We start from the raw sequence: 14,068 nt of genomic DNA, 5'->3' as shown, positions 1-14,068 counted from the left end.
TGATGAAACGTCTACTCATCGCCAACCGGGGCGAAATCGCCGTGCGCATCGCCCGCACGGCCCGCGAGATGGGCATCGAGACGCTGGTCATAGCCAGCGAGCCCGACGCCGATTCGCTGGCCGCGCGCTCGGCGGACCACGTCGTCGTCGTGGGGCCTGCTCCGGCCCCTGCCAGCTACCTGAACCAGGACGCGATCATCGCCGCAGCGCTGGACAACGGCTGCGACGCCGTGCATCCGGGCTACGGGTTCCTCTCCGAGAACGCGGAGTTCGCCCGGAAGGTAGTGGACGCGGGGTTGACCTGGGTGGGTCCTGACGCCGGCGCCATCGAAATGATGGGCAACAAGTCCATGGCAAGGGATTCCGCCCGCAAGGCGGGCGTCCCCGTGCTCCGCGGATCCGACGGGCCGCTGGATCCCGAGGCCGACGCCCTGGCGCTGGCGCGTGACATCGGCTACCCGCTGGTGGTCAAGGCCTCCGCCGGCGGCGGCGGCCGGGGCATCCGCTTCGTCCATGACGAAGGAGAGTTGCTCGCCACCATCGAGATGGCCCGCGGCGAGGCCGCGTCCGTCTTCGGAGACCCGACCGTCTACCTCGAACGCTTCGTCAAGCATGCCCGGCACGTCGAGGTCCAGGTGCTCGGTGACGGAAAGAACTTCATTCATCTCGGGGACCGCGACTGCTCCATGCAGCGCCGCTCGCAGAAGGTGATTGAGGAAGCTCCGGCCCCGGACCTCCCCGATGCCGTCCGCCAGACCATCCGGGAATCCTCCGTGGAGCTGGCCCGGCAGTGCGGCTACAGCGGCGCGGGCACGGTCGAGTTCCTCTACGACCCGGTCAACCACGAGGCAGCATTCATCGAGATGAACACCCGCATCCAGGTCGAACACCCCGTCACGGAGGTGGTCACGGGCGTCGACCTCGTCCGCGAACAGCTGCTCATCGCGTCCACCGGGTCCATGTCGGTCCGGCAGGAGGACATCGAGTTCAAGGGCCACGCCATCGAATGCCGCATCAATGCCGAGGACCCGCACAACAACTTCTTCCCGAGCCCGGGCGTCATTAGCGTCCTGGACTGGTTCGAGGGCGAAGGCGTCCGGATCGACGCCGGCGTGGAGGCCGGGTCCACCGTGAGCCCGTATTACGACTCCATGCTTGCCAAGCTCATCGTCCACAAGGACACCCGGGAAGCCGCCATCGAGGGGGCACTGGAGGCCCTCTACGGGACCCGGATCGAAGGAGTCAAGACCACGATTCCGGTACTGAAGAAGCTGCTGGACCGGCTGGAATTCAGCGCCGTGAAACACCACTCGAAGTTCATCGAAACCGTCGACAACCTGATGGAGCCCAAATGAGCAGTCCGGAAACCGCCTCCATGGAGGCCCGCTATACCTGGGGCGGCGACGAGTTCCTCTTCGTGGAAGTCTCCGAGGCCATGAGCCTGGCCGCCAATTTCAAGGTGATGTCCATCGCTGAGAAGCTTGCCGCCGCCGACCTGCAGGGCATCGTGGACATCTGTCCGGCCAATGCCTCCCTGCTGGTGAGGTTCGATCCCGACGTCCTGCCGCCCGCAACCCTTGAAGAGTCGGTCCGGGCAATCGAATCGGACTTGGCGCACCACCAGCTGGAGCCGCTGGACACGCGGATCGTCGAGGTGCCGGTCTGGTACGACGATCCGTTTACCGCGGAGGTCGCAGAGCGGTTCCGGGAGGGGTTCCACCAGGAGCCCGGCGGCAGCGACATCGACTACGCCGCCAAGGTCAACCATCTCAAGGACGCCGCGGAGTTCATCCAGCGGCACCACGAGCAGCCGTGGCTGGTCTCCATGGTCGGGTTCGTCGCCGGCCTGCCGTTCCTGTTCCAGCTTGTAGGCCGCGAAAAGCAGCTGGAGGTGCCCAAGTACCTGAGTCCGCGCACCGACACCCCCAAACTGACGGTGGGCCATGGCGGCTGCTTCGGCTGCATCTACTCGGTGCGCGGCGCGGGCGGATACCAGATGTTCGGGGTCGCCGCCGCACCGATCTTCGACCCGGCACAGTCGCTGGCCGATTTCAAAGACTTTATGGTGTTCTTCCGGCCGGGCGACATCGTGAAATTCAAGCCGGTGACCGAGACCGAATACAACAGCATCCAGGACGAGATCAGCGCCGGGACCTTCCGCTACCGCCAGGCGCCCGTGACATTCGACCTGTCCAAGGCGCTGGCGGATCCCGAAGGTTACAACCAGGAACTCATGGAGGCCCTCAATGGCATTTGAAATCAAGAGCCCAGGCCTGGCAACCACCGTTCAGGACCAGGGCCGCACCGGCCATTACAACGTGGGCATTCCGCAAAGCGGCTCCATGGACCAGTACTCGGCCGAGCTCGGCAACGCCCTGGTGGGCAACACCCCCAAGGAGGCCGTCCTTGAGTGCACGTATCTGGGACCGACGCTGACCACGGACCAGGATGCCGTCGTCGCGGTCACCGGTGCGCCGGTAGAGGTGAAGGTCAACGGCGAACCACGGCCGCAATGGACGCGGCTGCAGCTTAAAGCCGGGGACGAAGTCAGCTTCGGAGTCATTCAGGGCGGCACGCGATACTACATCGCGGTGCAGGGCGGGATCGATGTTCCCGAGGTGTTGGGCAGCCGCTCCACGTACAGCCTGGGGGCCATTGGCGGTTTCCAGGGCCGGAAGCTGGAGGCGGGTGACCACGTCCCCGTCGGCAGCCCGCTCGACGGCGGCGCGTTGCCGGCCGGTGACACGGTTCCAGAGGAGTTCCGCCCGGTCTTTTCCAAGGAGCAGGAAGTCCGGATCGTGCTGGGTCTTTACGACCACCGGCTAACCGAAGAGGGGCTTGAGAACCTGCTGAACGGCGAATGGAAGGTGACGCCGGTTGCTGACCGTATGGGCCTGCGCTACTCCGGCCCGGGCGTGAAATGGAAAGAGCGGGAGCAGCCTTTCGGCGCTGGATCCGACCCGTCCAACATTGTGGACGCCGGCTACGCAGTCGGATCCATCCAGATCCCCGGCGGCACTCAGCCGATCGTCCTGCACCGCGACGCGGTCTCGGGCGGCGGCTACGCCATGGTGGGAACGGTGATCAGCGCGGACATGGACCTGGTGGCCCGGGCGGCCCCCGGTACCTCGACCCGGTTCGTCGCCGTCAGCCTGGAGGAGGCTCTCGCCGCGCGCAAGGAACTCAGCGAGCGCAAGAAGAATGCGAAGGCCGCGCTCGGCGCCACCTGACGCGAACCACCCGACGGCGCTCAGCCTCAGAGTGTGGCGGCTTCCTCCTGCGCCAGGCGGATCAGGCGCAGTTCGTCCTCCACCGCGCGGGCCGGCCAGTAGTCCTTGGCCAGCTCGTCCGCACGGACCCGGTCAGCGGCCGGGAAGAGTTTGCCCAGCCGGCCGGCCGCGTGCAGCAGGGCGATGAGCGCCGTGGTGCGGGCATTGGACCCGGCCGCAGTCCCGGCGGTGGCTGCACCGGGAGTTTCGGCCGGCACACCGGCGTCGGCGGCCCCCGGGGCTGCCGGCGTCGGGACCGCCGGCGCCGCGGCGCCCGCCGCCCCGCCGGGGAGCACGACGCGCAGCGCCGCCTCAAGCTGCTGCAGGAGCGCCGCCTCCGGACCATGGTCTTTTTCCGGGTACCGCGTGGACCGGAACAGGCCCAGGTGCCTCTCGCCCACTTGCTCCACAATCCCCCGCGACGCCATCGTCTCGTATATGCGCTGCACCAGGGCACGGCCTTCCAGCATGGCGACCCACCGCTTGGGCGTGTGAGGCCGCGACTTACCGCGGATGAGGTCCAGTTCGTGCTGGCAATCAGCCGGCGGGGCTGCGCCCGCGGCCCGGACGTGTTTGCCCTGCAGGGTGATGGCGCCGGCCAGCTCCAGCTCGGCCAGCACCGCCCCCGCCACCGTGGTCCTGAGCACGAACACCGGCACTTCCGGTTTGCCGTCCTTGTCGTTCGTTGCGAGGAGGAGGAAGGCCTGGGGCAGGCTCAGTTCCGGGGTTTGGGGAGTTTCAGCGTCCATGCCTCTTATCGTGGCCCGGCTGTCCGGCCGCCGCATGGGGATTTCGTCCCCATCCCCGGCACTGGAACCAGCCCCGGCGGCGGGTCGTCCGGTGTCGCATCCCTGCTATATTCTGGTGCTTTCAGGCCCGGGCAAGGGGTATGCCGGGGCGCGGCAGCACGTCGAACGGCCCCTTAGTGACATCCAACAGCACGCCTCCCGGGTCCATGGCGGGAAGAGACCCCCAGGACGAATTCCTCGACTGCCCCACCGGGCTGGTCGAGTATTACTTCGCCGACGGCGAGTTCCGCTGGTCGGACGGCCTGTACGCCATCTACGGGTACGGCCGCGGCGAGGTCGTGCCATCCATGGAAATGGTCCTGCCCCACGTCGAGCCCGAGGACCGGGCCGCGGTCCAGGCATACTGGGAGCGGGTCGCCGCCGTCGGCGGCCCGACGTCGATCTACGTGTCCATCCGCGATCGCAAGGACCAGCAGCACAAACTGCTGTTCTCGGCGGACTACCTCCTCGACGGGACCACGCCCGTCGGAGTTTGGGGCGTGGTCGTGGACCTCACCCAGTCCATCCACACGGACCGCCATCAACTCGCCACCGAGGCGGTCGCCGCTTCAGCGATCCACCGGGCCGCGATCGAGCAGGCCAAGGGCATCCTGATGGGACGGGCCGGGATCGACGCCGACCGGGCCTATGAACTCATGAGCAAGATGAGCCAGGACACCAACCGCAAGGTCCACGCCATTGCCCACGAGATCATCGAGCGCACCACCGCCCCGGCCAAAGGCGCGAAAGCCGAACGCCACCCACTGCTGTAGCGGCGGGACTGCGGATCGCCGGCCCGTAGCCGGCGTCACCGGCCATTAGTCAGCATGCTTACTATAGAGGCTCGACCTTTTTGTAGAGAAACGAGCATCGCATGACTCCGGCTCCTGCCACGCGTTCCCTTCCGTACCCGCTGGGCGTCACGCTGCGCGACGGCGGCGCCAACGTCGCCATCTATTCGGAGACCGCCGACGCGGTGGAATTCTGCGTATTCGACGGCGAGGGCAATGAGACCCGCACATCCCTCCCGGAGCGCACCGGGCACGTCTTCCACGGCGTGGTGCCCGGCGTCGAGGTCGGCACCCGCTACGGGATCCGCGTCGACGGCGCCTGGGACCCCGACTCCGGGCTCCGACACAACGTGAACAAGCTGCTGCTGGACCCGCATGCCACCGCGGTGGAGGGCGGCTACGACTGGGGCCAGGCGGTCTTCTCCCACGACCTCAACGACCCCGCCACGTTCGACGCCACGGATTCGGCCCCCTCGACGCCCCGCTGCGTGGTCACGGACCCGTCCTTCGACTGGGACGCCGGCTCCCCCGACGTCGCGCCGCGCACACCGCTGGCGGAAACCGTCGTCTACGAGGTCCACGTCAAGGGCTTCACCCAGCAGCACCCGGATGTCCCCGGGGAGATCCGGGGCACCTACGCCGGCCTGGCGCACCCCGCCGCCATCAAGCACCTCACGGACCTTGGCGTGACCGCCGTCGAACTCCTTCCCGTGCACCAGTTCGTCCAGGACAGCCACCTGGAGGAGAAGGGCCTGCGCAACTACTGGGGCTACAACAGCATCGGCTTCTTCGCCCCGCACGGTGACTACAGCTCCGCAGGCGACGGCGGCGGCCAGGTCGCAGAGTTCAAGGCGATGGTCAAGGCGCTGCACGCCGCGGGCCTTGAGGTCATCCTCGACGTCGTCTACAACCACACGGCCGAGGGCAACCACCTGGGCCCCACCCTGTCCTTCAAGGGCATCGACAACGCCTCCTACTACCGGCTGTTGGAGGGCGAGGAATCGGCCTACTTCGACACCACCGGCACGGGCAACAGCCTGAACGTCGGCCACCCAGCGGCCCTGGGGCTGATCATGGATTCGCTGCGGTACTGGGTCACGGAGATGCACGTTGATGGCTTCCGCTTCGACCTGGCCACCACGCTGACGCGGCAGGACGGCGACGCCGAGCTGCACAGCGCCTTCCTCACCCTCATCCAGCAGGACCCGGTCCTGGCGCCGGTCAAGATGATCGCGGAGCCCTGGGACACCGCCGGCTACCAGGTGGGCGGCTTCCCGGCCGACTGGTCCGAGTGGAACGGCAAGTTCCGCGACGACGCCCGCGACTTCTGGCACGGCGGCGGGAACGTCCTGGGCGACTTCGCACAGCGTTTCCTCGGCAGCCCGGACGTCTACGAGGGCACCCGCCGCGCCCCGGTCTCCAGCGTCAACTTCATCACCGCCCATGACGGTTTCACCCTGGCGGACCTGACGGCCTACGACGAGAAGCACAACGAGGCCAACGGCGAGGACAACAACGACGGCGAAAGCGACAACCGCTCGGCCAACCACGGCGTCGAGGGCCCCACCGATGATCCCGGCGTCAACGATCTCCGCGGCCGCCAGCGCAGGAACTTCCTGACGACCCTGCTGCTGTCCGCCGGCGTGCCCATGATCCTCGGCGGCGACGAGCTGGGCCGCAGCCAGGGCGGCAACAACAACGCCTACTGCCAGGACGATGAAATCTCCTGGTTCGACTGGAACAAGGTCGACGGCGGCCTGTTGGACTTCACCAAGGACCTGATCGCCCTCCGGCGCGAGAACCCGGCGCTGCGCCCGGACTGGTTCCGCCACGCCCCGGACGCCGGCAGTTCGGACTCGGTCCGGGTCCTGCGGGCGGACGCTGAGGGGTTCGCCGAGGAGGACTGGGCGGCGGACCACCGTGCCATCGCGTTCGTCCTTGAGCACGACGGCGCCGACGCCTTCGCGGTGCTGTTCAACGCCGCCGAAAACGGGGTGGAGTTCACCGTCCCGGCCGCCCCGCAGCAGGACTGGGAACTCGCCCTGTCCACCGACCCGGACCAGCAGGTCACCGCTCCGGTGGAGACGCTGATCGTCCGGGACCGCTCCGTCACCGTGCTCCGCTCCCGGGCCTGACGGGTCTGACGGGCCTGACGGGCCTTCCGGGGCGCGGCGGCGACGTCGTGCCCCGGCATCCGGGGCGGTAGTTTGGTGGCATGACCGCCAGCTACCGGTACGACGTCGAGATCCTCCACCTGCTCGTCTCGCCCGCGCACGCCTACTTCGGCCGCGCCCGCGAAGGCGCCGCTGACGTTCCGACCACCGACGCCGAGGCGGCGACACTCGTAGCCGGCAAGGGCATCGTCGGCGACCGGTTCTTCGGCAAGGCCGCGCACATGAACGCCGCCGTCACGGTCTTCGCCGTCGAGGCCCTCGAGGCGATTGCCGCCGAGCTGGGATCGGCGGCCTTCGATCCGCTGCTGACCCGCCGCAACGTGGTGCTGCGCGGGGCGCACCTGGCGCCGCTGCTTGGCCATGACTTCGCACTCAAGTCGGCCGGGGCCACGGTGCAGTTCAAGGCCGGCCGCCCCGCCCACCCGTGCGCGTGGATGGATGCGATGCTCGCCCCCGGCGCACACAAGGCCATGCGGGGGCGCGGCGGGGTGCGCTGTCAGGTGCTCTCCGACGGCGTCCTGCACCGCGGGCCGGCCGTGCTGGTCAGCCCGGTGCCGCTGGACCCGGGCCGTGCGGGCGAGGCGAGCGTGCTTCGCCCCTCGCGGCTTCCCTAGGCAGGGCTAGGGAAGGACCGCTTCCTCGTCGGACAGCAGGTGGTCCTCGGTCCGTGCGTACCTGAATTCCGAGAAGAGAAGCAGGAGCGAGGCCAGCAGCAGGAACGCGGCGGACGCCCACAACGCGGCGGCGGTGCCCGCGGCTGCTGCGATGACGCCTCCCAACGGCGCCCCGACGACAATCATTCCGCGGTTGACGGAGCGCATCGTCGCGCTCATCCGGGCGAGGAGCCGGTCGGGGGTGACCGCCTGGCAGTAGCCCATTTCCAGTGGCCCCTCAACGCCCATCAACAAGCCGAACAGCAACTGCCCGGCGCCGGCCAGGACAAACGCCGCCCACAGCCCGCCCGGCCAATCCCCGGGGGACCCGTACGACTCCCCGGGTTGGGGCGTGCCGGCGGCGGCCGGCGCCAGCGCCACGAGCGCGATCGCCAGCGGCTGGGCCAGACGTGAAGCGACCATCGCGGCTCCGGTGCCCCAGCGCCGCCCCACCCGGATGGACAATGTTGTGCCGATGACGGCCCCGACGCCGGCACAGCCCATCACCAGGCCCAGACCCAGGGCGCCCAGGCCGAGGTCCTTCAGGATCAGAATGGGCATCGCGGTGCCCAGGATTGCGGAACCGATGAACCAGGTGTGGGTGCTCCACGCCAGCGGGGTCAGCCGGGAGCGTCCGTAGACCCACCGCAAACCCCCTGCGACCTTGTGGCGGAGCCGTTGTTTGCGTTGCCCCTGCCGCTGAACTGCCGGCCGGTCCAGCGTGAGAAGGACTGCCGCCGAGAGAAAGTAGGAGGCTGCATCGAAAAGGAGGGCGAAGGGGGCGCTCACCAGGGCCACCAGCCCGCCCGCCGCTGCACCGCCGGCCGTCTGTGCCACGGTGTCGCTTTGTTGCAGGCGGGCGTTTGCCTTGGTCAGCAATGGCCGGGGCACGAGCTGGGGGAGGAAGCTCTGATGGGCGGCATCGCTGGTCAGCGCGAGCGTTCCGAACACGAACATCAGGACGACGACGGCGGGAACCGAGATCACTTCCGTCACCGCCATGGCGCAGAGACCGGCCAGGATGACGCCACGGCCGACGTCTCCGCCCACCAGGACCGTCCCGCGCGGGAACCGGTCGATCCACACGCCCGCGACCAGGCCGAAGAGCAGGTACGGCGCCCATCTGGCGGCGTTGACGAGGCCCTGGTCCACCGGGGTGCCGTCCATGGTGACCAGAATCAGCACCGACAAGGCCACGGACGTGATGTAGGTACCGAAATCGGAGACGGTCGACGCCAGCCAGAACCTCATGAACGGCGGAAACCGGCGCAGCTTCAGCTGAGTCACCCCGGATTCGTCTGCAGATGGTCCCACGTCGCCCCAATCGTCTTGTCCGCCGAGCTTAGCGTCCCGGGGAACGGGGGCAGGAGCAACCCGTCACCGCCATGGCAGGCCGGATCCTGGCCCGACCGCTCGGCGGGTTGTTGGTTTTTTCCCCATCGATACGGCAGGGTTCAGCTATGCAGAGTCAGGCCGCGCAGGCGGAGTCGGGGACAACAGCGCCACTGGGGGCGTCCTACTGGAAGCTGTGGTCCGCGTCCGGGCTGTCCAACCTGGCGGACGGCGTCTTCAAGATCGCGCTGCCGCTGCTGGCCATCCAGTTCACGCAGTCGCCAACTCTGGTGGCCGGGCTGAGCGTCGCGGCGACGCTGCCCTGGCTTCTCTTCGCCCTCACTGCCGGGGCGCTGGCGGACCGGCTGGACCGGCGCAAGCTGATGTTCTGGGCCAACCTCGGCCGCGGCGTGCTGCCTGCGCTGCTGGTCGCCGCCGTCGTGCTGGATCTGGGCTCCATCTGGATCCTGTACGTCGTCGCACTGGCCGTGGGCGTGGCCGAAACGCTCTACGACACCTCCGCGCAGTCGATCCTGCCGCAGGTGGTGCACCGGGACCAGCTGTCGCGCGCCAACGGCAGGCTCTACGCCGTCGAGCTCACCGCCAACCAGTTCGTCGGTCCGCCGTTGGGCGGGTTGCTGGTGGCGGCCGGGGTCATCGCGGGCTTCACCGTTCCGGCGGCGCTGTGGCTGGCGGCTGCCGGCGGCCTGCTGCTGGTGCGGGGGACGTTTCGCGTAGAACGGGAGCAGAAGACCACGCTGCGGTTCGACGTCGCCGAGGGCCTGCGGTTCCTCTGGCACCAAAAGACCCTACGCACTCTGGCCGTGATGACCGGGGTATTCAACTTCGCCTCCAGCGCGGCGTTCGCCGTCATGGTGCTGTTTGCCGTGGGCCCGACGTCGGCCATGCACCTTTCCGAGGTGGGATTCGGCCTGCTCTTGACCGCTTCGGCCCTTGGCGCCTTTGTCGGGTCGTTTATCGCAGAACGGGTCGAGGCCAGGCTGGGCCGGTCGAAGTCCCTTGCCCTCACGATCCTCGGCGGTGCGCTCCTGGTCGGCGCGCCGGCTATGACCGACAACCCGTACGTGCTGGGGCCCATCCTCTTTGTGGGCGGCATGCTGATCGTGCTCTGGAATGTCATCACCGTGTCCCTGCGCCAGCGTATTACCCCGAACCGCCTGCTGGGCCGGGTCAACAGCGCCTACCGCCTGCTGGCGTGGGGCACCATGCCCCTGGGGGCTGCGGCCGGCGGCCTGTTGGCCCAGTTGCTGGGCCTGCAGGCCATGTTCGGCATCATGGGAGCGCTGACTTTGGCGCTGCTGGGCCTGATGCCGATCCTCACGGATAAGGCCATCGCCGGGGCCGAGGCTGGCTCCTAGGCGGCTCCCCATGCGCGCCCTGGCCGCCAAGCGGTCCACACTTTCGTAGACTCGTGGAAGATTCGGCGCGCCTCCACCGGGGCGTGCCCGCCACAGGAAGAGCCATCAATGAAGATTGTCGTCCTAGTCAAGGAAGTCCCGGACACCTACGGGGACCGGAAACTGAACCTCGAAACCGGCCTCGCCGACCGCGACGCCAGCGAGAAGGTCATCGATGAGATCGGTGAACGGGCCCTTGAGCTGGCCCTGAGCTACGCGGACGCGCACGAGGGAACCGACGTCGCCGTCCTGTCGCTGGCGCCCGAGGGGGCGACGGCGACCATCCGCAAGGCCCTGGCCATGGGGGCGGGCAGCGCCACGCACATCTGCGACGAGGCGCTCCGCGGCGCGGACCTGGGACTGACCGCGGAAACCCTCGCGGCCGCAATCCGCCGCGGCGGCTTCGACCTGGTCATCACCGGCAACCTCTCCACCGACGGCTCCGGAGGCATGATCCCGGCGATGCTCGCGGAACTGCTGGAAGTGCCGCACGCCACCGGCCTGACCGCCGTGGAGATCAGCGACGGCGCGGTCTCCGGCACCCGCCCGGTCGACGCCGGCGTGCAGCAGGTCTCCGCGCCGCTGCCCGCGGTCATCTCCATCACCGAAGCCCTGCCCGGGCCCCGCTTCCCGAACTTCAAGGGCATCATGGCGGCGAAGAAGAAGCCCCTGGAGGTCCTCACGCTCGCGGACCTTGGCGTCGCCGCCGAGGACCCGGACGCCGCCCGGTCCATCATGCTGTCCGTGGCGGAAAAGCCGCCGCGCGCGGCGGGCGTGAAGCTCGTCGACGACGGCGACGCCGGCGAGAAGCTCGCCGCTTTCCTCATCGAAAACCGACTGGCCTAGGGAGCACCGCCGTGACTGACTATCCTCGTGACGCCATCCTGGTGGTTGTCGAAGCCGACGCATCCGGTCTGGAGAAGGCCGCCCCCGGGCTTTTCGGCGCTGCCGCCGCCGTCGGCACCCCGGTTGCCCTGCTGCTCGCCGCCCCCGGCGCGGGTGACGCCGCCGCTGCGGCCGCGGAACTGGGGGCCGTGCGGGTGCTGATCGCCGAGACGCCGGACCCGGCGGCGCTCGGCGTGCCCGGCGTTGACGCGCTCGCCGCCGCCGCCGGGCAGGTGCAGCCGGACGCGATCCTGGTCTCCCACTCACTCAACGGCCGCGACCTCGCCGGCCGCTATGCCGCCCGGACGCGGGCCGCGGTCTGCGTCGACGCGGTCGGCGTGTCCCGGGACGAGGAGGGCGTCGTGGCGCACCATTCCGTCTACGGCGGCGCCTACAACGTCACCGCCACGGCCACGTTCGGGCCGCCGGTCATCACCATCCGGCAGGGTTCCATCGAGGCGCGGGCCGAGGCGCAGCCGCCGGCGTCGGAGTCCCTGGCCATCACGCCGTCCGGGAAGCCCGCGGCGCGGATCGATTCGTTCGAGGAGTCGGTTGCCGCCAGCTCGCGGCCCGAGCTGCGCGGGGCCGCGAAGGTCGTCGCCGGAGGCCGCGGCCTCGGGTCGAAGGAACAGTTCGCCCTGGTCGAGCAGCTGGCCGACACCCTCGGCGCCGCCATCGGCGCCTCGCGTGCCGCGGTGGATGCCGGCTACATTCCGTCGGCGCACCAGGTGGGCCAGACCGGGGTGTCCGTGTCCTCGCAGCTGTACGTCGCGCTCGGCATTTCCGGGGCGATCCAGCACCGGGCCGGCATGCAGACCGCCAAGACCATCGTCGCCATCAACAGGGACGCGGAAGCACCGATCTTCGAGATCGCCGACTTCGGCGTGGTGGGCGACGTCTTCAAGGTGGTCCCCCAGCTGATCAGCGCCCTCGAGGCGCGGAAGAAGTAGCCATGGCAACCCAGTCCCGGTCCCTCCGGCGGGGCCTGCCTCGCGTGCCGGGCGGCGAGCCCTGGCCGCCCGCCGGCGACGCGCCAGCCCGCCTGGTTTCCGCTGCCGCTGCTCCCGGTGTCGGTGCGACGACGGCGGTGCCGACGGCGGAGCCCGCAGCGGCGCCCGATGTGCCGGTTACGGCGGAAAACGTTCCGGCGGACGCTCCATCGGCCGGAACTCCGGCTCCTTTGGCGGGCGTCCGGCAGCTTCGCCGCGGCCTGCCGCGCGTGCCGGGCGGCGAGCCGTGGCCACCGGCAGGCGCGGTGCCGGCAACGGCTCCGGCAGAACCTCCGGCTCCGGACGCTGCGCCTTCGCAGGCCGGGGAGTCCGCCGAGGCTCCGTCTGCCGTTGAACCGGCAGCTGAAGTTGCGGCGTCGGCGCCCATCGAACCGGCCGTTGCACCGGCTGCCCAAACCCCGCCACCGTCGACGGCTGCGGGCAGCACCCTGCTTCGCCGCGGCCTCCCCCGCGTGCCCAGCGGCGAACCGTGGCCGCCGGCGGGGCTTGCTCCCCTACGCTCCGATGTTCCGACGCAACCCCCGGTTGTCGCACCGGCTGCGCAGAAAACGCCAGAACCCGTCGCCGCGGCGCAGCCCGTGATCGAGCCGGCGAGCGCCGCCGAACCCGTGCCGGCACCGGCTCCCTCGAAGCCCGCCGCCGTCGAACCCGCGCCCGAACCTGCCGCCGTCGAGCCCGCCCAGGCAGCCAAAGTCACGGAGCCCGCAGTCGCCGCAGCGTCGGCACCTGCGGCCCCAACCACCAAGCCCGAGAAGCCCGCTGCCCCGAAGCCCGAGGCGAAGCTCTACGGATCCCGGACCCTCGTCCAGTGGATCCGGCGCGTCGCGCTCCTCGCCGTCGGCGCCGTCGTCGTCGCCGGAATCCTGGTGCTCGCGGCGCGCGGGGTGACCACACTCCCCGGTGTGCCGGCGTTCCTCGAGCGCTACCCCGGCGAATACCACCTGCCCGATGCCGCCGAACCCGGTTTCCCGTGGTGGGCGCAGTGGTCGCACTTCCTGAACTTCTTCCTAATGGCGCTGATCATCCGCTCCGGCTACCAGGTGCGCACGCAGCAGAAACCGCCGGCGTACTGGGCCCCGAAGCGCGGCGGCAAGAAGATCAGCATCACCCTCTGGCTGCACCAGTCACTCGACGTCATCTGGCTGGCCAATGGCCTGCTGTTCGCGGTGCTGCTGTTCGCCTCCGGTCACTGGATGCGGATCGTCCCGACCAGCTGGGAAGTCTTCCCCAACGCGGCATCCGCGCTCCTGCAGTACATGACGCTCGACTGGCCGGTGGAAAACGGGTGGGTCAACTACAACAGCCTGCAGCAGCTCATGTACTTCATCGTGGTGTTCATCGCGGCGCCGGTGGCGGCGCTCACCGGCGCGCGGATGAGCGAGTTCTGGCCGAAGAACGCGGCAAAGCTGAACCGGATCTACCCGGTGGAGGCGGCGCGGGCGCTGCACTTCCCGACGATGCTGTTCTTCGTGGTCTTCATCCTCATCCACGTGTTCCTGGTCTTCGCCACCGGCGCGCTGCGGAACCTGAACCACATGTTCGCCGGCTCCGACCAGGTGAACTGGGTGGGGTTCTGGCTGTTCGCCGCCGCCATCGCCGTCACCGCGGGCGCGTGGTTCGCCGCCCGGCCCATCGTGCTGGCGCCGCTGGCCAGGCTGTTCGGCAAGGTGAGCAGCCGCTAGTCCGCGGGCCGTCGACGACGGCGAGGCGGCCCACCGGAGGCCGGGACGCGGCGGGGACACCGGTTC

12 protein-coding genes are annotated in these 14,068 nt (G+C 69.4%); 10 read left to right on the top strand and 2 right to left on the bottom strand.

Going from position 1 to position 14,068, the window contains the following annotated elements; all coding sequences use genetic code 11:
• The first annotated feature begins 2 nt into the window (after positions 1-2).
• From ACTWLI_RS07815 to ACTWLI_RS07805, 3 genes are read left to right on the top strand one after another with little or no spacing between them, the layout of a single operon-like run.
• The gene (locus tag ACTWLI_RS07815; RefSeq protein WP_445156061.1) at positions 3-1,355 is read left to right on the top strand and encodes an acetyl-CoA carboxylase biotin carboxylase subunit; all 1,353 of its coding nucleotides are present in this window, start codon (positions 3-5) and stop codon (positions 1,353-1,355) included.
• Entirely contained in the window at positions 1,352-2,257 is a 906-nt protein-coding gene (locus ACTWLI_RS07810) for a 5-oxoprolinase subunit B family protein (RefSeq protein WP_445156060.1), read from the top strand. Before ACTWLI_RS07815 ends, ACTWLI_RS07810 begins: the two co-directional genes overlap by 4 nt.
• On the top strand, positions 2,247-3,230 hold the full coding sequence (locus tag ACTWLI_RS07805; protein WP_445156059.1) for a biotin-dependent carboxyltransferase family protein: 984 nt from the start codon (positions 2,247-2,249) through the stop codon (positions 3,228-3,230). Before ACTWLI_RS07810 ends, ACTWLI_RS07805 begins: the two co-directional genes overlap by 11 nt.
• A 26-nt stretch (positions 3,231-3,256) precedes the next feature.
• Here ACTWLI_RS07805 and ACTWLI_RS07800 read toward each other — a convergent pair whose 3' ends face one another.
• A complete protein-coding gene (locus tag ACTWLI_RS07800) occupies positions 3,257-4,018 on the bottom strand; it encodes a GOLPH3/VPS74 family protein (RefSeq protein WP_445156058.1) in 762 nt (253 codons plus the stop codon).
• 176 nt (positions 4,019-4,194) lie between these two features.
• On the opposite strand from ACTWLI_RS07800, the gene ACTWLI_RS07795 reads away from it, so the two are divergent.
• The 3 genes from ACTWLI_RS07795 to ACTWLI_RS07785 all read left to right on the top strand — a co-directional run bounded on the left by ACTWLI_RS07795 (position 4,195) and on the right by ACTWLI_RS07785 (position 7,636).
• Positions 4,195-4,830 carry a PAS and ANTAR domain-containing protein gene (locus ACTWLI_RS07795; protein ID WP_445156057.1) on the top strand — a complete coding sequence of 212 codons (636 nt, stop codon included), beginning with the start codon at positions 4,195-4,197 and terminating at the stop codon, positions 4,828-4,830.
• A 101-nt stretch (positions 4,831-4,931) separates the two neighbouring features.
• Positions 4,932-6,983 (top strand): glycogen debranching protein GlgX, encoded by a 2,052-nt coding sequence (glgX, locus tag ACTWLI_RS07790; protein WP_445156056.1) that lies wholly within the window; start codon positions 4,932-4,934, stop codon positions 6,981-6,983.
• Between the two features lie 80 nt (positions 6,984-7,063).
• Positions 7,064-7,636 carry an MOSC domain-containing protein gene (locus ACTWLI_RS07785; protein ID WP_445156055.1) on the top strand — a complete coding sequence of 191 codons (573 nt, stop codon included), beginning with the start codon at positions 7,064-7,066 and terminating at the stop codon, positions 7,634-7,636.
• Between the two features lie 6 nt (positions 7,637-7,642).
• Here the strand turns inward: ACTWLI_RS07785 and ACTWLI_RS07780 are convergent, their stop codons facing one another.
• On the bottom strand, positions 7,643-8,962 hold the full coding sequence (locus ACTWLI_RS07780) for an MFS transporter (protein ID WP_445156054.1): 1,320 nt from the start codon (positions 8,960-8,962) through the stop codon (positions 7,643-7,645).
• A gap of 173 nt (positions 8,963-9,135) precedes the next feature.
• Here ACTWLI_RS07780 and ACTWLI_RS07775 point away from each other — a divergent pair, with 173 nt between their 5' ends.
• The 4 genes from ACTWLI_RS07775 (at position 9,136) to ACTWLI_RS07760 (ending at position 14,002) form a co-directional block, all read left to right on the top strand.
• Positions 9,136-10,386: an MFS transporter gene (locus ACTWLI_RS07775; protein WP_445156053.1), complete on the top strand. Its 1,251-nt coding sequence runs from the start codon at positions 9,136-9,138 to the stop codon at positions 10,384-10,386.
• 108 nt (positions 10,387-10,494) lie between these two features.
• Positions 10,495-11,271 (top strand): electron transfer flavoprotein subunit beta/FixA family protein, encoded by a 777-nt coding sequence (locus tag ACTWLI_RS07770; RefSeq protein ID WP_445156052.1) that lies wholly within the window; start codon positions 10,495-10,497, stop codon positions 11,269-11,271.
• Positions 11,272-11,282: 11 nt separating this feature from the next.
• A complete protein-coding gene (locus tag ACTWLI_RS07765; protein ID WP_445156051.1) occupies positions 11,283-12,260 on the top strand; it encodes an electron transfer flavoprotein subunit alpha/FixB family protein in 978 nt (325 codons plus the stop codon).
• Positions 12,261-12,898: 638 nt separating this feature from the next.
• Complete coding sequence (locus tag ACTWLI_RS07760) at positions 12,899-14,002, top strand: cytochrome b/b6 domain-containing protein (RefSeq protein WP_445156050.1); 1,104 nt, start codon at positions 12,899-12,901, stop codon at positions 14,000-14,002.
• Positions 14,003-14,068 lie beyond the last annotated feature (66 nt).

Source organism: Arthrobacter sp. Hor0625 (assembly GCF_052567525.1).
Note: the sequence above shows the minus strand (reverse complement) of the source record. Positions and strands in the feature narration are given on the sequence as shown.

Coding starts and splice junctions, on each gene's coding strand:
- ACTWLI_RS07775 (WP_445156053.1), top strand. CDS start 9,136: ATGCAGAGTCAGGCCGCGCAGGCGGAGTCGGGGACAACAGCGCCACTG.
- ACTWLI_RS07800 (WP_445156058.1), bottom strand. CDS start 4,018: ATGGACGCTGAAACTCCCCAAACCCCGGAACTGAGCCTGCCCCAGGCC.
- ACTWLI_RS07810 (WP_445156060.1), top strand. CDS start 1,352: ATGAGCAGTCCGGAAACCGCCTCCATGGAGGCCCGCTATACCTGGGGC.
- ACTWLI_RS07785 (WP_445156055.1), top strand. CDS start 7,064: ATGACCGCCAGCTACCGGTACGACGTCGAGATCCTCCACCTGCTCGTC.
- ACTWLI_RS07770 (WP_445156052.1), top strand. CDS start 10,495: ATGAAGATTGTCGTCCTAGTCAAGGAAGTCCCGGACACCTACGGGGAC.
- glgX (WP_445156056.1), top strand. CDS start 4,932: ATGACTCCGGCTCCTGCCACGCGTTCCCTTCCGTACCCGCTGGGCGTC.
- ACTWLI_RS07815 (WP_445156061.1), top strand. CDS start 3: ATGAAACGTCTACTCATCGCCAACCGGGGCGAAATCGCCGTGCGCATC.
- ACTWLI_RS07805 (WP_445156059.1), top strand. CDS start 2,247: ATGGCATTTGAAATCAAGAGCCCAGGCCTGGCAACCACCGTTCAGGAC.